Source organism: Micromonospora sp. NPDC005163 (genome assembly GCF_053599835.1).
Map to the genome: position 1 here is coordinate 1 of NZ_JBSFYP010000053.1, position 18,181 is coordinate 18,181.

The window sequence follows — 18,181 nt, forward strand, 5'->3', positions numbered from 1 at the left end:
AGAGTAGGAGGTCCGGGGAGTTCCGAGGTATGAGGTCGTCCGCCCAACTCGGACCCGGACGGCCCGATCGTTGACCAACTGCGCGCTCATCGGCATGACAGGACGTTTCGTCGGCGGCCAACCTGCCGCCCCCTAGATCGCTGGAACCTGTCGCACATCTGTTGGCGGAGTTGTGTCGCAAGTCAGTTGTCGGATCACACGCCAGCAGCCGGCTGTCCTGCGCCGGGTGATGCTTGACGTCGTGGCCTCGGACGACGCTTGACATGATCGCGAGGCGACAACCGCGCGACTCGCGGCAGATCAGCGCATTGCCCTGCGGCTGTCTGACCGCTGAGCTGTCATGCGATCGTGGAATCCTGGGACCAGCGTCTGGCGGAAGGAAAGCGATGGCCATACTCGCCGAGGGTCTGGATGCGCTCAACGTTCGAGCACGCGCTGTCATCGAGATCGCTCAGATATGTGAGCCCGACGGGTACCTCCAGGCGATCCAACTGGTCTTCACCGACGGTCTGTCGCTTACGCTGACGGTCTGGACCGATTGGCGACTGGTAGCCGAACTCCGGTCCCAAGTCGAAATGCCCGACTACCTTTGGCCCCCCGAAGCGATGACGCGATCGGTGATCGATCAGATGACCGGCCCAGTCTCAGATGTGGTACCCAGCCACAACCAGGTCGGTGAGCTCGTCGAGGTCCGTTTTACAGTCGGCAACCGGCGGATGCTCGTCGGCTCGTTCGCCGGCGACCTCACCATTGAGCTTTCGCAGGCCGACGACGACGGCGGCCGACGATAGGTCATCGCGGCACGAGGCGATCAACCGAATGACCGCTCATCGGCATGTCCGAGCGTCGACCGCGCCGGTTCACCGTAACGCTGGGTAGCGCGCGGATCGCGGCATGAGGGTGCGGTGCGGTGGTCGTTGATGTGGCTACCCGGCGGCGGGAGACGGGATGGTGGCTGCCTGCAAGAGCCGGCGAAGAGCCGACAGGTCGCCTGCGGCGACGACGCTCCCGTCGGACACGGCAGCGTCGAGCGCGGCCGGGTCAGCGCGGAGGCATGCGTCTGCCCTGCTGGGTTCGCCGGGCTCGACATGCACCTGACCGGCCGCTGTTCGGATGGTCCAAACGCGGTCGTCGAGCTCGACCCAATAGATGGTTGCGGGCGCCTTTGAGGCAGGGCGCGCGGCGGTTCGCAGAAAGAGCAGCACGGAGGTGGCGCTGAGCGTGGTCGGCGCGGATGTACGGCTGGGATGATCGTGGCCATGTGGTTGGAGTCGCGGTGACGGCTACGTCGGATCGTGGAGTGGTGCCGGTACGCGGTTCGTTGGCGGTCTATCCCGGTACGTTCGATCCATTCACCGCGGGGCACCGCGACCTGGTGGCCCGTGCCCGGGTGATGTTCGACCAGATCATCGTGTTGCTGGCGGTGAACGCCGACAAGCGACCAACCGCCGAGGCCACGACCAGGGCCGTACGCGTGCGCGACGCCATGCCGGCAGCCTGGGGCGATGTCGAGGTGGACACCTGGACCGGCCTGACCACCGCCTACTGCCTGCGCCGCGGCGCCACGGTCATCGTCCGCGGCCTACGTACGGCTGCGGACCTTCGCCATGAGTACCAGCTCGCTGCGATGAACGAGCAACTCGGCATTCAGACCGTCTGGTTGCCGTCCCGTCCGCAGCTGGCCGCCACTTCGTCCACGGTCGCACGCGCATACCGCTCGGCACAGTCGGCCCGTCCGTCCCTGAACGCTGAAGAGTGACCCCCAGGGGTACCGGAACGGTGGCAACGCCTCGAGGTGGGATGCACTCTTCTCGGCAGATCCGCGCACAGTCGGCGGCAGATCCGAGAGCGCACGCGACCTGCGACATGGGCAGGCGCTCTCGGAAATGCTGCAAGTCGATGGGTCACGTCCAACGACGCGACGTCACGGATGCCGGGCGGCTATGACCCGAACTTCTTCCATTGCCCTTCGGAGACCACCTCGACCGAGCCGTCGACGACCTTGATGGCCGTCTGTTCGTCGATGGCGTAGGCCGGGACACCGATTTCGGCGGCCCACCGCTCTGCGTCGGCCAGGGTGTTTGTTGGGAAAGCGTCCAGGTGCGGGAAGATCGAGAAGTCGACGACTCCCAGGGTGCGGTCGTCCGGTGCGGACGGCCACTCGACGAAGTACGTTCCGATCCGGGGCGTCATCACCATGCTTCCGGCACTCACTCCCACCCAGACCGTGTCGGGCAGCGATGGCAGCAGATCGGCCAGCCCGGACTCCCGCATCCAGTGGCACAGGTACGTCGCGTCGCCGCCGTCGACCAGGAGAACGTTGGCCTCCCGGACCCAGGGGACCCATCGCTCCGCGCCGATGGTGGGCAGTGCGGTGAGCTCGAGGACGCCGAGCGATGCCCAACCCAGGCCGGACAGGTACTGAAACACGGGCTCGGCGGCTACGAAGCCCCGCACCGATTTCGGACCGCACATCGGGTGACCCCATTGTGCTGTCGGGACGCAGAGGGCGTGGCACTCGGCGATCGGCTTGCCGAGGAGCTGCACGAGCGCCGAGTGGATGCTTGGGTTCGTGACGCCGCCTGACGTAAGCAGGAGCTTCAAGGTGCCTCCAGATTCACGCGCGGAGGGTGGATGTGCCTAAGACCCGGGACCGTGCTGGAACTCATCGGAGGTCGAGCAACCTCTTCAGAGGTCCCTCAGGTCGCCGGGTGCGATTGCCCACTAATCCTCCACCCGGTCCTACCCGCACAGCACGTGCGCCCGACCGACGCACGCAGGATGCGCATGTCGCGGCGACCGCTCATCGGCAGTTCAGGATGCCCGCTCGACTCAGGCCACCTACCGACCGTGGCCGCTCTTGATCAGTCAGCATGTACGGACGGCGGCAAATCCGGATGCGTTGGCGTCCGCCGAGTGGCGAAATGCGCCGTCGTGCTGAGGCGGACGCTTCTGCGACCTGCGCACTACCCTGACGGCTGAGCTGGCGCCTTCTTTCTCGGTGTTATGGTCGCGGCGCAAGCCCGTCCTGCGCACGATCGCCGAGCCACCCGAGGCCAAGGCACGGCCGGCCTCGGGGTACCACGCGGCGTTCAGCGGCCCCTACACGGTCGCCGCGCCGCCGCCGCCCGTGACCCCCGCCGCCTCGCCGTGGCCGCCCTGGTGCGCTGCGTCGAGGACGAGCGCTGCAGCGCGTCGTTCTCGCACGCCTTCCCCGCCGTCCTGCGCGTGACCACCCGCACGGCCGAGGAACTCGAGGCCCGCGTCGAGGTCAACCGCGGCGGCCTCGGCAACCCGTGTCCGACGAGGAGCTGGCGAGGAAGTTCCACAACAACGCCGTGAGGTCCCTCCCGGAGGAGCGCGCGGCCGAGATCGCGGCCCGAACGCTCGCCCTTCCTGACGCTCAGAGCGTCGGGGATCTCACCGCGCTGCTGACCTCGGCGGGGAGCGCTGAGGTCGAGACAGTTACCGCTCCCGGACTGCGTAGGTCAGGTGGGTCACCCGTTGCGTCGGCTCTGCGCGGACTGGCTCCAGGGCCACGCGGCCCGCGTCCACGCCCTCGAACAGGCGGATTCCGGAGCCGAACAGCACGGGTGAGAGCGCGATCGAGAACTCGTCGATCAGGCCGGCGTTCACGTACTCCAGGATCGTTGCGCCGCCGCCCGCGATGCGGACGTCCCGGTCGCCGGCGGCCTCGCGGGCCTGGTCGAGCGCGGGCTCGATGCCGTCGTTGACGAAGTGGAAGGTGGTCCCGCCCGGCCGCTCCCAGGGGTCACGCTTCTCGTGCGTCACGACGAAGACCGGCGTGTGGAACGGTGCCTCCTCCGGCCACGCCTGCTCGCCGGCGTCGAACATGCGCTTGCCCATCACGCTCGCGCCGGCGCGCTCGAACGTCTCCCGCACGATGTCGTTGTCGCGCCCCTCCGCGCCGCCCTCGCCGAGCTTCAGGTTCTCCCGGATGAACCGCTGCGGGAAGATCCACTGCTGCAGTTCCATCCACTGCTGCCCCATCAAGTCCTCGAGGGACTCGGGCGCGATGAACCCGTCCAGCGACATCGACACGCTGAAGAACACCTTCCCGGCCATCAGCCCTCAACTCCCTTCCGAACGATCTCGGTGACGTAGGCCGCCAGGTTGCTCAGGGTCTGCTGGCCGCCCTCGATCGCGTGGTACTTCTCGACCGCCTCGTCGCGCAGCTCCTTGGTGGGGAAAACCGTGCGCATCTCGATCCGGGTCGCCACACCGTCGGGCGCGAACGTCAAGACCGACTCGAAGGCGTTCGGGTCGCCGCGGGACTCACCGTGCAGTAGCGCGATCCGCTCCGGCGGGGCGATCTCGTTCCAGGAGATCCACTCCTGGTAGTCCGTCCCGTCCGGTCCGTGCATCACGAAGTCCCACTCCCCGCCGACGCGGAACTCGAACGCCCGCGTGGTGGTGGTGAACCCCTCCGGTCCCCACCACCGCGACAGGTGCCGCACCTCGGTGAACGCCTCGAACACCAGCTCCCGTGGGGCATTGATGACCCGCGAGATCACGATCTCGCGGTCGGCCGTCGCGGACTGCGCCGGCGCTACTCGTCCCGTCGCGCTCATCAGCTACTCCTCCTGCCTTGCCTGCTTGAGGTCCTGCACGTACGCGTCCAGCCGGTCGAAGCTCTCGTTCCAGAACCGCTCGAACCCGCCGATCCACTCGTGAACCGGTCGCAGCCCGCGGGCGTCAAGGCCGTACAGGCGCTGCTTGCCTGCCTTGCGGTCCCGCACCAGCCCGACCTCCCGGAGCACCCGCAGGTGTTTGGACGCCCCCGGCTGGGTCATCCCCAGCTCCTGCGCCAACTCGGTCACCGACCGCTCACCCGCCCGCAGCAGTACCAGGATCTCTCGGCGCTGCGGCTCAGCGATCGCGTTGAAGACGTCCGACGTCGTCGCTGCTCGTGCCATGGCAACCATCATATACCCATAACAGCATGCGTCATGCCGAGAGGAATCAAGCGGGTCTTGTGAGACGACGATCGTGACCCTTGTCAGCGGCGAGGACCATCCACAGGTTCTGATCATTGCTCCCCGTCGTCGAGCTACGGCAGCTGGTGGATGATCACGTCTCTGTCGTCACGCACGCCGTCATCGATCGGGGCGATGGCGCCAATGATCGTTGGACGCGACGGTAGCGGCGCGTCAGCCCGGTTCTCGGCAGATCCGGTCGTCTCCGACGCGCTGTCAGCGGCATGTGCGGATGCCGGGTGACGGGCTGCTCTTGCGGCGTGACGGGTGGATTGGCACTCGAATTTGGTGAGGCGCCACCCTATGATCGTGATCATGGAGATCCTGCGGTACGCCGCGTTCAGTGCCGATCCAGCCGGCGGCAACCCGGCTGGTGTTGTGCTGGATGCCACCGGGCTCGGCGACGCGGAGATGCAGCGGGTGGCGGCCGATGTCGGGTACTCCGAAACGGCGTTCCTCGTGCCTGGCGGGAATGGGCATTTCAAGGTGCGCTATTTCAGCCCGAAGGCAGAGGTCCCGTTCTGCGGCCACGCGACCATCGCGTCGGCAGTTGCCTACGCCGAGCGGCACGGTCCGGGAGTTCTGTATCTGGACACCCGCGCCGGCCTGGTCGAGGTCTCCACCAAGGTGCAGGCGGACGGCACTAGGCCGTGTTTCATAGCGGGGGCTGGCGGTCGACCTTGATCAGGGTTGTGGCGTGTCGGTGATCGATACGCAGTGAGGTCTCCGGTAGATGGTTCAGCGACCAAGCAGAACCTGAAACCGGAGACCTCGTGGCCACCATACCGGTGACGAGGCGGCACGACCTGACCGACGCTCAGTGGGCGGCGCTTGTGCCGCTGCTGCCCAGGGGTAAGAGGCCGGGTCGGCCGCCGAAGTGGAGTAAACGGCAGCTCATTGATGGGATCCGGTGGCGGGTGCGGGTGGGCTCGCCATGGCGGGACGTGCCGCAGTGCTACGGACCTTGGCAGACGGTCTACGGACTGTTCCGTCGCTGGCAACGCGCCGGGGTGTGGCAGCGGATCGTCGCCGGGCTGCAAACCCGCGCCGACGCGGCCGGTCTGATCGGCTGGGATGTCAGCGTCGACTCGACCATCGCGCGGGCGCATCAGCACGCCGCAGGCGCCCGCACCCAACCCGAGCGGCAGAAGGAACCACCCGGCGGAGTCGAGGACGAGCCCGCTGATCACGCATTGGGCCGGTCGCGGGGCGGCTGGACCACGAAGGTGCACCTGGCCTGCGAGCAGGGCCGCAAACCCCTGGCGATGCTGGTGACCGGCGGGCAGCGCGGCGACAGCCCGCAGTTCAGCCGGGTCCTGGCCTGCATCCGGGTCCCCCGGCTCGGCGGCGGCCGACCCCGCACCCGACCCGATCGGGTCTTGGCGGACAAGGCATACAGCTCACGCGGCAACCGGGCGGAACTACGCCGACGTGGCATCCCGGCCACCATCCCGATCAAGATCGACCAGGCCGCCAGCCGGCGCAGGAAAGGTGCGAAGGGCGGCCGGCCACCGACCTTCGACCCCATCGCCTACCGCCAGCGTCACGCCGTCGAGTGCGGCATCAACCAGCTCAAACGCCACCGAGCCATGGCCACCAGATTCGACAAACTCGCTGTGCGCTACCAGGCCACACTCCACGTCGCCGCGATCAACGAATGGCTCTGAACCGAGCTATGAAACACGGCCTAGCACCGCCACGCTGATCAGCGTCGAACCGCAAAGCAAACCTATCTCCGCCGGCGACCTTGCGGCGCTGCTCGAAGCGCTGCACTGGACGCCGGGCGACCTCGACGCGACGCTGCCGCCGCGGATCGCCTTCGCCGGGGCGTGGCATCCCATCGTGGCCGCCGCGAGCCGGCAACGCCTGGCCAGCCTGGACTACGACATAGCGGCGTTGGCCAGCCTGATGGCCCAGCGCGACTGGACAACCATCGACCTGGTCTACCGCGAGTCCGCGCTGGTATTCCACGCGCGTAACCCGTTCCCACCCGGTGGTGTTGTCGAGGACGCCGCGACCGGTGCGGCGGCCGCGGCGTTGGGTGGCTATCTGCGCGAGATGCGCCTGGTGGCGCCGCCCGCGACGGTCACCGTGCACCAGGGCCAGGACATGGGCCGTCCAAGCCTGCTCACGATCGAGATCCCCGCCCAACCCGGAACCGGGATCGCGGTGACCGGCACCGCCGTTGCCCTTCCTGACATCCAGGCGAGCGGGGTCTGACCAACCCAGTCGAGCCGTCAAGACTTGTCGTCGACGACTTGGCAATGCACTGTCATCGCCACGACCGCGCGCCGTACGCTGCCGCTCTCTCGTCACGTACTGTGACGCGCGATCGGCGGCAGATCCGGATATCTGATCAAGGTGCATCGGCTTCCAGCCGGCCGCTGGCCTCAGAGCGGTAGGTCACGTGGGGGGTCGGCTGGTGATGCCGTCCAAGACGGTGGTCAGGTTGTGGTTGAAGGTTTCCTCGGCATTGAGGTGGGCGCCGTCGATGACGAGCCGGGCGACGGTGGGGTATCGGCCGGTTTTCAACATGCGTGTGAGGTAGGGGCCGAGGCTGGCCTGCCAGGCGGCCTCATCGGTGCCGGTGGAACGGGCGGTGCGTCGCTCGGTGACCTCTCTGCGGACCGCTCCGATGATGAAGGCGTTGAGGGCGCCCAAAGCCTCGCGGCGCCCCCGCGACCTGACGGGGGCTGGGAACTGACGTTCGATGGCGGCCACCGAACCGGCTGCGACATCCTCATCGGCGCGGACGGCGCGCGCTCAGTCGTCCGGTCGCTGCTGACCGACGTCCAACTGTCCTATGTGGCCACACTCGTAGAGCTGAACATCGAAGACGTCGACCGGCGCCATCCCGATCTCGCCGAGCTGGTTGGCCCCGGGAACCTGTGGTGCGTCGGCGTGAACCAGATCCTGGCAGCGCAACGCCTCGGCGACGGCCGCCTACGTGTCGGGATCTCGCTGCGCGCAGACGATCGCCCCATCGACACATACCGTATTAAGCGCGCTCTGCTGGACATGTTCGCTGGCTGGGACCCACGCCTCACCGCACTCATCGAGGCCGGCGACAGCGCGCCGACGCCGCGCCCGATCGAAGCGATGCCCATCAGTACGCGCTGGTCCAGCCGGCCGGGCGTCACCCTCATCGGCGACGCCGCGCACCTCATGCCGCCGGTCGGCGAGGGCGCCAACCAGGCCATGCTCGACGCCGCCGAACTCGCCAGCCGACTCGCCGCCAACCCCGCCGACCCTGACTCGGCGATCCGGACGTACGAAGAGGCGATGTTCACCAGGATTCATCCGATCGCCGAAATGTCCGCACGAGTCCAGGCGATGATGCTGTCCCCAACCGCAGCGGAAGACATCATCCGCTTCTTCACGGCCCGGCCCGCCGAACCGGCACCCGCAGACTGAGAACGCGCTGCGGAAAGACCGCAGCGTGACCGACCCGGCACCTCACCCTGCCGTCCCCACCCGAGCCGAACGCGAGGCACTCAACGCCACCCTGCTCGCCACCGGCACCGAGACCGGCTTCTGGGACGACAACGGCCGCCACGCATTGTTCCGACTACCCAGATCCGCGCGAGGGTAGGCGGCGACTGACCAACGTGGGTCAGCCACCGGTTCATGACCCATGGCCCGGCGGGGTAGTCGCGGATGTCCTGAGCGGGTCCACCTCGACAGAGCGCGATCAGGATGCCGTCGCCATCGAAGTCAACCACTACAAGATCGGTAGACACGCCTAGCCGCCGTGGCCACTATGGCATCGACGGGTACTCCAAGACCGTCCGTGGAATGCTGACGATCACAGATACTGCTGCAGTTCGGTCAACCGCTCAGTGAGGAAGACCCGCTCGACGCTGTTGTCGGTGAGGGTCAGCGCCTCTTCGTAGGCCGTCGCGGCCTGCGGCCACTGCCCCAACTGGCGCAGGAAGTCGGCGCGGGCGGCACTGAGATATCCGTACGTGGCCAGGGCCGGATCGGCGAGCAACGGCGTCAGCGCGTCGAGTCCGGCCCTTGGTCCGTCGCGCAGGCCGATCGCGACTGCCCGATTGAGATCGACCACAGGCGAAGGCCACAGCCGGAACAGGGCATCGTAGAGGCCGACAACTTCTGTCCAATCGGTGTCCTGCCATGTCGGCGCCTCGGCGTGCACGGCCGCTATCGCAGCCTCCAGGGCGTACCGTGTGGGTGGCCGTCGGCGCAACGCATCGGTCAACAACGACTGGCCTTCGGCGATGAGCTGCCTGTCCCAGCGTGAGCGGTCCTGCTCAGACAAGAGCACCAGGCGCCCGTCGTCGGACACGCGGGTGTCCAGACGCGACGCTATGAGCACTAACAGCGCGAGCAGGCCGCTGATCTCGGCGTCGGTCGGCATGAGCAGATGCAACATGCGGGCCAACCTGATCGCGCTGTCCACCAGGTCCCGGCGGACCAGGTGAGCGCCGAGCGGTGCCGTGTGACCGGTGGTGAAGATGAGATGAACGACCTCGAGGACGGCGCTGACCCGCTCCTCGAGTTGGTCCGGGCCCGGTACCCGGTATGGGATGCGTGCCGTGGCGATCTTCTTCTTGGCCCGGGTGACACGCGCGGCCATGGTGGCCGGCTGCACCAGGAACGCGCGGGCCACCTCAGGCGTGGACAGCCCGCACACCAGGCGCAGGGTCAGGGCGGCCTGCGCCTCCCTGGACAACGCAGGGTGGCAGCACGTGAAGATGAGCCGCAGCCGGTCGTCGACCAGACCGTCCTCGGGGCCCGGCACCGCCTCGTCCCGAACGAGTAACGGCATCTTGCGACGGAACACCGACTCGCGGCGCAGGACATCGCGGGCCCGGTTGCGCGCGATGGTGGTGAGCCAGGCGCCCGGTCGCTCGGGAATGCCGGTCTCTGCCCAGGTCTCCAGGGCCTGGGCGAAAGCGTCCTGGGTGCATTCCTCGGCGAGGTCGAGGTCACGGGTCAGATGGGCAGTGGTGGCGAGCACCTGGGCCCAGTCGCGGCGGTGCGCCTGCGCCACCGCCGCGAGGACGTCATCGTTCATCCGTGCCTCACCACGTCATCCGCGGTCGACCACCGGGCGGATCTCCACACCGCTGTGCGTCTGGTGCACCTCGCGTAGCAGCGTCACCATCGACAGAACCTCGTCCAGGTCGGCCGCCTCGAGCAGGTAGTAACCGCCCAGCGCTTCCTTAGTTTCCAGGAACGGCCCATCCGTCGTGTGGATCTGGCCGGACGCGTCCGAGCGCAGCGAGGTCGCCGTGGGCACCGGCTCCAACTGCTGTCCGTCGATGATCCGTGAGCCTGCTTTGGCGGCGAACGCTTCGTGGGCGGCGTGGTTCGCCTTCCACTCCTCATCAGTCATCGCGTTCCACTGCTGGGCGTCGCCAAAGATGAGAATCAGGTACTTCGCCATTTCTCATAGCCCCATCGTGTGCCGGCCCCTCTGTGGTGGCCTCTACCCTACGACGAGCCCGGAGGGTGGCAGATCGACAGCCGGGACGAAATTCTGGCGCGACGACCTGGGAACGATCGCGGGCCGTCGATCCGACCGAGAGTGCTCTGCACGACGTTTCCGCCGGTAGGTCCCGCGGCGGACAGCCCGATTCGTCACCGTCCTCGACGAGGGGACGATCAGCTGGCCGGACTACGTCGGCAACTCCTTCTTCATGAGCCTCGGCGGCATGCAGCTCGATTCCCGAACCGGGCTCGTCCACCCCGACTGGGAAACCGGCCGCACCCTGTAGCTCAACGGAACCGGGCGGATCAACTGGGACCCGGAGCGAGCGAGCCGGTTCCCCGGTGCACGGCCGGATGGTCGAATTCGAGATCGACCACGTCGTGGAGATCGAACAGGCCAGCGCGCCTCGCTGGCAAGTGCGCGCCTGCTCCCGGTTCAACCCGCCGGCACCGACGGATGCGTCGCTGGAAGGCTCCTCCGCCGTCTCCGATTGAGCCCGTTCCAGGCCCAGCGACAGGTGCTACGCCGTCGGCGCCAAGACGCACGGAGGTGGCGTGGACCGGTGCCGGACCGCCCGGCCCACCCCACGCCACCTCCACCGTCAGGCCCGCATGAACCGGCTCACCGGCAGCGGACGGTTCACCACCCGCATGTCACCGATCCAGCCGTAGAAGCCCTGCTCCACGATCCGGTCGTAGTGGTACGCCCCGACCAGCCACGGCTCGTTCGACGTGGCCAGGCCGACCGCCGGGGTGGACGGGTTGCGCAGCAGTTCGGCGCCGTCGACGTACAAGGTGGTGGTCTTCCCGTCGTTGACCACCGCGACGTGGAACCACTCGTCGGCGGGCATCTCGTGGCCCCAGTTGCTGGAGATGTCGTTCTGGTTGAGCGGGAAGACGGCCCACTGCAACGCCATGCCGTCCGACAGGCTCAGCGTGGCGATCGGCTCCGACGGGTCGCCGCCGGTCTTGCCCGCGTCCCGGCCGGCGCCGAAGCGGCTCAGGATGCTCATCCACGCGTGGTTGCTCGCCCGAACGTCGGCGGGCAGCTTGACGAACGCTTCGATGGTGTAGCCGTCGCGGAAGGTCTCGGCGTTGAGCGGGGCGCCGTCGACGGTCCGTAGGTACGCGCCGCGCGCCGGCTTCTTGGCACCGTCGAAGCGGAGGCTGGCGTGAGCCGGCTGGTCGGGGTGGTGCTCTCCGGACCAGCGCAGCGCCTCCGGCCCGCTACCGGCGAGGGTGGCCCGGGTGAGATGGTTCCCGCGCCCGGAGAGATCCTCGATCCGGCCGCCGTCCGGCACTGCGACGCCGTCGCCGCGCCCCTTGTCGAACCGCCAGTAGGCGAGCGTGCCCGGGACCAGCATGGTGGCCGGGTTGCGGGGCGCACGAGGCGGCACCGGGTCGAAGCCTGCGAACCGCGCCGCGAAGTCGACCCCGATGCTGAACCGGTTGGTTGCGCCGGTCAGCTCCATCTCGCGCTGCTCCAGGACGTTGCGCTGCTCGGGCCGCTGCCCGAGGATCCACGGCGAGAAGGTCTCCACGTCGATCGTGTTGCGTGCCAGGTCGAACTGGTAGAGCCGGATCATCGCGCTGCCGCCGTAGTAGCGGTCCTGGTAGTTGGTGATGTGCAGGTGCACGTCGTGCCCGGCGGCGTTGCGCAGCACGGTCCGGCCGGGCGGCCAGTAGTGCCCGTTGAGGGTGAGGAAGATCTGGTCGCTCTCCGCGACGAGTTCGTCCCAGAGCCGCTGACCGTGCCCGGAGAGCGTCGCCGCTGCGGTGTCGTCCGCGTACACCATGTCGTGGGTGGTGAGGATGACCGGGATGTGCGGATGCGCGGCCAGGACCGACTTCGCCCAGGCGAGACCGGCGTCCGACGGACGCCAGTCGAGCGCTAGCAGCAGCCACTGCCGCCCCGCGGCGGTGAAGACGTGGTACGTGTTGTAGCCGTCCTTGGTCGCTCCGCCGTACGTCGGCAGCTTCCGGAACCGCTCTGGCCCGAACACGTCGAGGTAGGGGCTCGGCCCTCGCTGGTCGGTCGTGGACGAGTTGATGTCGTGATTGCCGGCGAGCACGCTGTACGGCATCCGTTGACGGTCGAAGGTCTCGAACACCTTGCCGGCGGCGGCGAGTTCGTCGGCGCGCGCGTTCTCGACGATGTCGCCGAGGTGGGCGGTGAAGACGATGTTCCGCTGCGCCTGGTTGTCGATGATCCAGCGCAGACTCGCCGCCAACGGCGCCGGGTCACCGCGGTCGGTGTCGAAGAGGTACTGCGTGTCCGGGATGACGGCGAGCGTGAAATGGGGCAGGTCGGGGTCGGGCCGACCGCCGCCGCCGTGCGCGCTCGCCGACGCGGGGGCCTGGGCCCCGACGGTGCCGGCGCCGACCAGACCGGCACCGACCAGGCCGGCGTTCTGAAGGAATCGGCGCCGACTCGGGCCTTGTTGCATGGGGTTGCTCCTCAGATCGATGATGCTCCAGGCTCAGTACGCCCCCCGACCACGAACGTTGATCATGGTGCCCGGCAACGCCGCCCGAACTCCCCGTGAATCTCGACCACCTGCCGCCACCGACGCACCCACGGCTACGCCCGCAGCTCGCGCCGCCGGCGACTACACGCGTACTCCCGGGTTAACCCGCCGGGCACGCCCCGGTCGCCCCTCCGGGCTCGCACCACGGCCCCCGACCGCCGATGGATCGTGAGCTGCCGACCCCAGGGCCTCGGCTGGCACCAGCGCTGGCTCCCGACGCCGCATCGGTCGATTTGGGGGGCGCGCTCACGAACGCCGCGCATTGTCAGCGGCATGAGAGTGTGCGGGGCGGCCTGTTATCCGCGTCCAAGCCAGGTGGCGACGCACGCCTCGTTGCCCTCGGCGTCGGCCAGGACCCACCACATGGGCGCGTGTGCATCGGAGACCAGTCGGCCGCCCGCGGCCAGGGCGGCGGCTATGCGGGCGTGCGCCTGATCGTGCGGGACGGCGACATCGAGATGCATGCGGTTGCGTTGTAGACGCGTGGTATCCATTCGCTGCAACCCAAAGCCCGGGCCACGGCGCGACGGGTCAAACAGGTAATCCTCGCCGATCTGGCGGTAGCCCAGCACCGCGCGCCAGAACGGCAGCACTTCCGTTCCGACGAGTGCGTCGAGGGTGACGTTGATGAGCTGCACGGCAGCCGGGTCAGCCGAGATGTCCAGATCCCTGGCGGCGGCCGAGATACGTCGGGCCAGAGCTATGTCGCGCTGCCCGAGGGATACGGTGACGCCGGCGTCGCGCAGGTCGATGTTGAGGTAGCGCTGTTCAGTTTCGTCGGCGAGCCGGCCGATTTCATCGACGAGCGCGATGCCTTTGGCAAGCGAGCCGGTCTTGAAGTAGGCCGAGACCACATGGTATAGGGAGCGCCAGTCCTCGACGCCGTCGGCCTCGTGGAACTGCCCTGCCGTGATCTGGCCAGTCATGCCAGCGAACATAGACGGTGTGTCACCGTCGCGGCACCGGCAACGCCTCTAAGCGGCAGATTCGGACGTCGGGCGGAGGCAGATCGGTGAGGGTGCGCCAGTCGTACGGATCCCCCGTGCCTACTTGGTTGCGGAATTGACGAGCGCTGTCAACGCGGGTAGCTCGGTATCGGCGGCGGCGATCAGTGCCGCAACGGTCCGTGGCGCAGTGTCGGTGTATCGCTGAGCAAGGGCGACGAGCTCCGGGACGGGCTCGGGTACGCGGTGAAGGCCGTCGACGGTCTCCAAGGGTCCAACGCCGCTCGCCAGCAGCCAGAGGTAGTCACCCAGGTCTCGGGCGATGACGTGCAGTTCGCCCTCCGAACCGAGGAACACGATGGGTTGTGTTTCGATTGCGGCTCCCGGCGCACGGATCCAGAAGGCAGCCAACCCGCCGGACCCGTCGCGCCCGAAGACCCGAAACGGTGGGGCGTCGGCGGCTGAGTCGCCGGTCCAGTGACGCCACCACTCGGTGGTCCCGGCGGACCCCATGAACATGGCGTCCGGCTGGAAGTCGTGGCCATCGTGGTCCTCGAAGAACCCCGATGCGTGTGCTTCTTCGACGACGGCCGGCAGTGTTCGGTCCTCTTCTGTCAGCAGGCGATCCTACGCAGACGGACACGGCTGCCCTGCCGGGAAGACCTCGCCTGCGGTCGCATGACGGACAAACCGCCGGGCATCCACTCATCGTCAGTCGTGCGCGCAGGTGTACTTGTCGCCTCAACCCCTCGCAGCTGGCTGAAGGATGTGTGGGCTGCCGGTGTGCGGCGTCGGATGGTAGCCGGGGTGCGGCTGCGGCAGTGCCGCCACGCACGCTGCGGAACATGCGTTCACCAACAGCGGCAGTACGTCGGTGGCGACCAGGCCAGAGATCCAGACTTGGTGCAGCTCACCGTCAACAGCTGCCATCGGCGGTGCGATATCGCACCGCGATTCAAGGCGGACGGCGCAGGAGAGCGAATTCCTTGCACCCCTTTACGGACTGGCGGCGCTCGCCGCGGCCGGGGCTGTCGTTGGCCGGGGGGCTGACAGGCTAGTTTGCTCGGATGAGTCTCCTCGATGACGTCGCGAGGCGTGACAGTTGGCGATGCTGGGTGTGCGACGAGCCGGTCGACGCCGACATGTCGGTGAACGACCCGCGTGGTCCCAGCGTCGACAGCCGCACCGCCGACAAGAAGGCCAAGGTCGCCGAACGACTTGCGCACCGTGCGTGCAACACCCGCAAGGGCGCTGTCAAGGTGATCATCGCCTGGCCGGACCGTCTGCACGTGGTGGAGCCTGCGCCATTGATCACCGTCGCCGAGCGACTCGAACGCAAGGGCGGCCGCGAGCTGGTCGCCCGCTGTCCGAGCAAGAAGGACGCCCAGGAGGCGGCGGACTGGCTGGTCGACCGGTTCTCCCGGCTGGTGCCCGGACTGCCGGTGACCGCGAGCGTCGACGCAGGCGGCGGACAGTTCCTCGTTGCCCTGGCCACCGGCCGCCGCTGACCGGTGGCCTTGGTCGGCGGGCCCCCGCCGACCCAGGGCAGCCCGGGCTCGAGCCACTACCAGCGCTGCTGCACCACTGACGGTCCCGACGGTCATCGATCAGGGACTTCACGGGGCGTGACCTGGCCCGGCTGGCGTCACTCGGGATGGCCCAGCCGCAGGTCGCGGCCGTCGTCGTCCCGGCCGTTGATGGTCACGGTGTCGGACCCGGGCGGGTACTTGGTTACCGGTCCCGGGTCGGCTTGCCAGTGGCCGAGCGGGGCAACGTCGTGACGATGACGATGTCACGGGGCAGTTCGGCGCGGGTGAGCCGGTGCCGTAGCCACTCGCGGAGGCTGGCCTCGGTCAACGTGCGATCTGTATGCACCTCGACCGTGGCCAGCAGGCGCTGGCCGAACCCCTCGTCGGGTACCGGCCGCAGCACGGCGTCTGCTACGTCGGGGTGGCTGGTGATCACGGCGGCGACGGGGGCGGGGTACACGTTCTGTCCACCGGAGACGATCATGTCGTCGATCCGGCCGTCCAGCAGGAGCCGGCCCACCAGGTCGAGGTGGCCGAGGTCACCAGTGGCGAGCCAGACTCTGCCCGGCTGCCATCCGCTGACCTGTACCTCACCGACGTGGCCGGGTGGGAGGGGCGCGCCAGCGCCGTCGACGACCCGCAGTCGTACGCCTCGCGGTGACCGGCCGACGGTGCCGGGCGCGGCTCGCAGGTCGGTAGGCGTGGCCATCGCGGCCCAGCCTGCCTCGGTCGTCGCGTACATGTTGAAGACGCGGTCGCCGAAGAGTCCGCGCAGCCGCTCGCCGAGTTCGGCCGGTAGAGGGGCGGCGCCGCTGATCACCGCCCGCAGGTGGCGGAGCGGGGGGCGATCGGTCACGGGTAGGTCGCACATGCGCCGCAGTTGGATGGGCAGTGCGACGAGCAACCGGGCGCGGTGCTCCTCAACCGCGTCGAGGATGTCCTGCGGGTCGCGGCCGCTGACCAGCACCACCGGGCTGCCGAGGGTCAGGCCGGCCGAGAGGTACGTCAGCCCGTAGCCGTGGTGGATCGGTGCGGCGACGGCGATCGGTTCCCCAGGGCGGACCGGGGTGAGCCGCAGGTGGGTGATGGCCGGGCCGAGGAGCATGCGCACCGGCAGGGGTCGGGACACGCTGCGAGGGGTGCCGGTGGTGCCGGACGTGAGCACCGACATCCGGCCCTTGCCGCGCCCTCGGGGCGGATACGTCGCCGGGTCGCCAGCCAACAGCACGGATATCGGCACGGCGGGCACCGGGCACGCCGGCGCGCCCGACTCGTGTACCAATGCGACCAGGCGTTCCCGGGTCACCAGGTCGGTTAGCCGGTCGGCGGGCAGGTCCGGGGGCAGCAGCAGCACGTCAGCGCCGGCGCGGGCTAGGCCGGCCGCTGCCGCGACGAAGCCGCGGTGGTCGCGGCAGGCGAGGCCCACCCGGTCACCGGGCTGTACGCCGAGGGTCGCCTGGGCCGCCGCCGCGCACCTGCCGGCGGCCGCGTCGAGTTCCGCGTACGTGGCCGGTCCGTCCTCATCGATCACGGCGACCGCCGTCGGCGACCCGGCGGCGACCGCCGTGGCGAGGGTACGCCCGTGGCGGCGGCCAGCCCGCGCCAACCGCACCAGCCGGCCCGGCCGCAGAAGGCCCGCGCCGACCATGACCCGTACCGGTTCGGTCGCCGCCACCACCTGTAGCCCCGCGGCGAGCGCCCGCTCCACCGCGCGGGGCAGCGTGGCCGCCGCCGCCGCCGAGCCGAGCCGAGCCCACCATGGCCACCAGATCCGCGGGCGCGCGACGGCGCGGCACACGATGCCCGCCGCCTCGTCGGCCGACATCGCCGGCGCACGCCGGTAGTGCGCGGTAGGTGCAAGCATCCGGGTACGCACCAGGTTGCAGTACACGGTGCTGACGGTGACGTCGTCATGCCGCAGCTCCGCGGCGGCAGTGCGCAGCCACGTGTCGAACGCCGCCTTCGAGGCGTGGTACGCCGACCAGTGCGGGGCGTTGATGGCGAGTCCGGCCGTCGAGACGTTCACGACGTGCCCACCGCCGGTGGTCCGCATGCCGGACAGCAGCACCAGCAGCAGTTGCGCCGGCCCCAGGTAATTCAGGTTGATCGTGCGTTCGAGGTCGTGGAACCGGTCGGCGGTGTCGGCCACCGCACGGCGGATCGACCGCCCGGCATTGTTGACCACCACATCGATCCGGCGGTACCGCGTCAGCAACTCCTCCGCCAGCGCGGCGGCCTCCGCGGGTACTGAGAGGTCAGCGGGGTGAACGTACGCCACGCCGCCGCCCGCGACGATCTCGTCCCGAACCTGCTCCAGCCGCGAGGCCGTGCGTGCCACAAGAAGTACAACGGCGCCCGCCGCGGCCAGCCGGCGGGCAGTCACCGCGCCGATCCCCTCAGACGCGCCGGTCACGAGGACAGTACGACCGGCGACCGCCGCGCGCAGCCGGTCAGGACTCACGCCACGTCCGGTGACACCCGCAGCAATCCGCACCCAATGCATGAGCCCGCCCATCGCATGATTGTGGCTTCAGCTCGGAACCTGTCAAGATCAATGAGATCTGAAACCGCTATCGGTCCACCGACCTCATCAACGACGCCGCTGACCCGATCTTGTCTTCGTGGCCGAGCCGGTGCGCGATGGCTTTGGCCTGGGCGTGAGGATCAGTACCGTTTTCCGGGAAGGTGAACACTGGACATCCCGGCGGATGCGGCCCTGCCACGCTCAG

Annotated in this window: 18 protein-coding genes and 2 pseudogenes; 9 read left to right on the plus strand and 11 right to left on the minus strand. The window is 68.8% G+C overall.

Annotated features, from left to right (window positions below; translation table 11 throughout):
- Positions 1–386: 386 nt before the first annotated feature.
- A complete protein-coding gene (locus ACWD6N_RS27995) occupies positions 387–791 on the plus strand; it encodes a hypothetical protein (RefSeq protein ID WP_354968817.1) in 405 nt (134 codons plus the stop codon).
- A 443-nt stretch (positions 792–1,234) separates the two neighbouring features.
- On the plus strand, positions 1,235–1,759 hold the full coding sequence (gene coaD / locus ACWD6N_RS28000; RefSeq protein WP_450005303.1) for a pantetheine-phosphate adenylyltransferase: 525 nt from the start codon (positions 1,235–1,237) through the stop codon (positions 1,757–1,759).
- 182 nt (positions 1,760–1,941) lie between these two features.
- On the opposite strand, the gene ACWD6N_RS28005 is transcribed toward coaD, so the two are convergent.
- On the minus strand, positions 1,942–2,604 hold the full coding sequence (locus tag ACWD6N_RS28005) for a Type 1 glutamine amidotransferase-like domain-containing protein (RefSeq protein ID WP_354968815.1): 663 nt from the start codon (positions 2,602–2,604) through the stop codon (positions 1,942–1,944).
- 546 nt (positions 2,605–3,150) lie between these two features.
- Between ACWD6N_RS28005 and ACWD6N_RS28010 the strand changes: the two genes are divergently transcribed.
- The gene (locus tag ACWD6N_RS28010; RefSeq protein WP_354968814.1) at positions 3,151–3,342 is read left to right on the plus strand and encodes a hypothetical protein; all 192 of its coding nucleotides are present in this window, start codon (positions 3,151–3,153) and stop codon (positions 3,340–3,342) included.
- A 123-nt stretch (positions 3,343–3,465) separates the two neighbouring features.
- Here ACWD6N_RS28010 and ACWD6N_RS28015 read toward each other — a convergent pair whose 3' ends face one another.
- Genes ACWD6N_RS28015 through ACWD6N_RS28025 form a run of 3 tightly spaced genes read right to left on the minus strand, consistent with a single transcriptional unit; the run spans position 3,466 to position 4,937 of the window.
- Positions 3,466–4,086 (minus strand): dihydrofolate reductase family protein, encoded by a 621-nt coding sequence (locus tag ACWD6N_RS28015; protein ID WP_354968813.1) that lies wholly within the window; start codon positions 4,084–4,086, stop codon positions 3,466–3,468.
- Positions 4,086–4,592 carry an SRPBCC family protein gene (locus ACWD6N_RS28020; RefSeq protein ID WP_354968812.1) on the minus strand — a complete coding sequence of 169 codons (507 nt, stop codon included), beginning with the start codon at positions 4,590–4,592 and terminating at the stop codon, positions 4,086–4,088. The genes ACWD6N_RS28015 and ACWD6N_RS28020 overlap by 1 nt, the downstream gene beginning before the upstream one ends.
- 3 nt (positions 4,593–4,595) lie before the next feature.
- Positions 4,596–4,937 (minus strand): ArsR/SmtB family transcription factor, encoded by a 342-nt coding sequence (locus ACWD6N_RS28025; protein ID WP_354968811.1) that lies wholly within the window; start codon positions 4,935–4,937, stop codon positions 4,596–4,598.
- Between the two features lie 375 nt (positions 4,938–5,312).
- On the opposite strand from ACWD6N_RS28025, the pseudogene ACWD6N_RS28030 reads away from it, so the two are divergent.
- The 3 genes and pseudogenes from ACWD6N_RS28030 to ACWD6N_RS28040 form a co-directional block, all read left to right on the plus strand.
- Positions 5,313–5,642 (plus strand): annotated as a pseudogene (locus ACWD6N_RS28030) (PhzF family phenazine biosynthesis protein); the annotation flags it as partial.
- A gap of 143 nt (positions 5,643–5,785) precedes the next feature.
- Positions 5,786–6,664, plus strand: coding sequence for an IS5 family transposase (locus ACWD6N_RS28035; RefSeq protein ID WP_387329961.1), 879 nt, complete (start codon positions 5,786–5,788; stop codon positions 6,662–6,664).
- A 22-nt stretch (positions 6,665–6,686) separates the two neighbouring features.
- A pseudogene (locus ACWD6N_RS28040) lies at positions 6,687–7,217 on the plus strand (PhzF family phenazine biosynthesis protein); the annotation flags it as partial.
- A 183-nt stretch (positions 7,218–7,400) separates the two neighbouring features.
- Here ACWD6N_RS28040 and ACWD6N_RS28045 read toward each other — a convergent pair.
- Positions 7,401–7,718 carry a TetR/AcrR family transcriptional regulator C-terminal domain-containing protein gene (locus ACWD6N_RS28045; RefSeq protein ID WP_354968267.1) on the minus strand — a complete coding sequence of 106 codons (318 nt, stop codon included), beginning with the start codon at positions 7,716–7,718 and terminating at the stop codon, positions 7,401–7,403.
- Positions 7,719–8,096: 378 nt separating this feature from the next.
- Here ACWD6N_RS28045 and ACWD6N_RS28050 point away from each other — a divergent pair, with 378 nt between their 5' ends.
- Complete coding sequence (locus ACWD6N_RS28050) at positions 8,097–8,411, plus strand: FAD-dependent oxidoreductase (protein ID WP_450005310.1); 315 nt, start codon at positions 8,097–8,099, stop codon at positions 8,409–8,411.
- 391 nt (positions 8,412–8,802) lie between these two features.
- Here the strand turns inward: ACWD6N_RS28050 and ACWD6N_RS28055 are convergent, their stop codons facing one another.
- Together ACWD6N_RS28055 and ACWD6N_RS28060 are read right to left on the minus strand one after the other, a co-directional pair.
- Positions 8,803–10,035: an RNA polymerase sigma factor gene (locus ACWD6N_RS28055; RefSeq protein WP_354968266.1), complete on the minus strand. Its 1,233-nt coding sequence runs from the start codon at positions 10,033–10,035 to the stop codon at positions 8,803–8,805.
- A gap of 15 nt (positions 10,036–10,050) precedes the next feature.
- Positions 10,051–10,407, minus strand: coding sequence for a YciI family protein (locus tag ACWD6N_RS28060; RefSeq protein WP_354968265.1), 357 nt, complete (start codon positions 10,405–10,407; stop codon positions 10,051–10,053).
- Positions 10,408–10,805: 398 nt separating this feature from the next.
- Here ACWD6N_RS28060 and ACWD6N_RS28065 point away from each other — a divergent pair, with 398 nt between their 5' ends.
- The gene (locus ACWD6N_RS28065) at positions 10,806–10,946 is read left to right on the plus strand and encodes a hypothetical protein (protein WP_354968264.1); all 141 of its coding nucleotides are present in this window, start codon (positions 10,806–10,808) and stop codon (positions 10,944–10,946) included.
- Positions 10,947–11,053: 107 nt separating this feature from the next.
- Here ACWD6N_RS28065 and ACWD6N_RS28070 read toward each other — a convergent pair whose 3' ends face one another.
- The 3 genes from ACWD6N_RS28070 to ACWD6N_RS28080 form a co-directional block, all read right to left on the minus strand.
- On the minus strand, positions 11,054–12,898 hold the full coding sequence (locus ACWD6N_RS28070; protein ID WP_354968263.1) for a LamG-like jellyroll fold domain-containing protein: 1,845 nt from the start codon (positions 12,896–12,898) through the stop codon (positions 11,054–11,056).
- A gap of 377 nt (positions 12,899–13,275) precedes the next feature.
- The gene (locus ACWD6N_RS28075; protein ID WP_387329938.1) at positions 13,276–13,905 is read right to left on the minus strand and encodes a VOC family protein; all 630 of its coding nucleotides are present in this window, start codon (positions 13,903–13,905) and stop codon (positions 13,276–13,278) included.
- Positions 13,906–14,025: 120 nt separating this feature from the next.
- A complete protein-coding gene (locus ACWD6N_RS28080; protein ID WP_387329935.1) occupies positions 14,026–14,442 on the minus strand; it encodes an SMI1/KNR4 family protein in 417 nt (138 codons plus the stop codon).
- 548 nt (positions 14,443–14,990) lie between these two features.
- On the opposite strand from ACWD6N_RS28080, the gene ACWD6N_RS28085 reads away from it, so the two are divergent.
- Positions 14,991–15,431, plus strand: a complete 441-nt coding sequence (locus tag ACWD6N_RS28085) for a hypothetical protein (protein WP_354968260.1) — start codon at positions 14,991–14,993, stop codon at positions 15,429–15,431.
- A 223-nt stretch (positions 15,432–15,654) separates the two neighbouring features.
- Here the strand turns inward: ACWD6N_RS28085 and ACWD6N_RS28090 are convergent, their stop codons facing one another.
- The gene (locus ACWD6N_RS28090) at positions 15,655–17,913 is read right to left on the minus strand and encodes an SDR family NAD(P)-dependent oxidoreductase (protein WP_450005304.1); all 2,259 of its coding nucleotides are present in this window, start codon (positions 17,911–17,913) and stop codon (positions 15,655–15,657) included.
- Between the last annotated feature and the right edge of the window lie 268 nt (positions 17,914–18,181).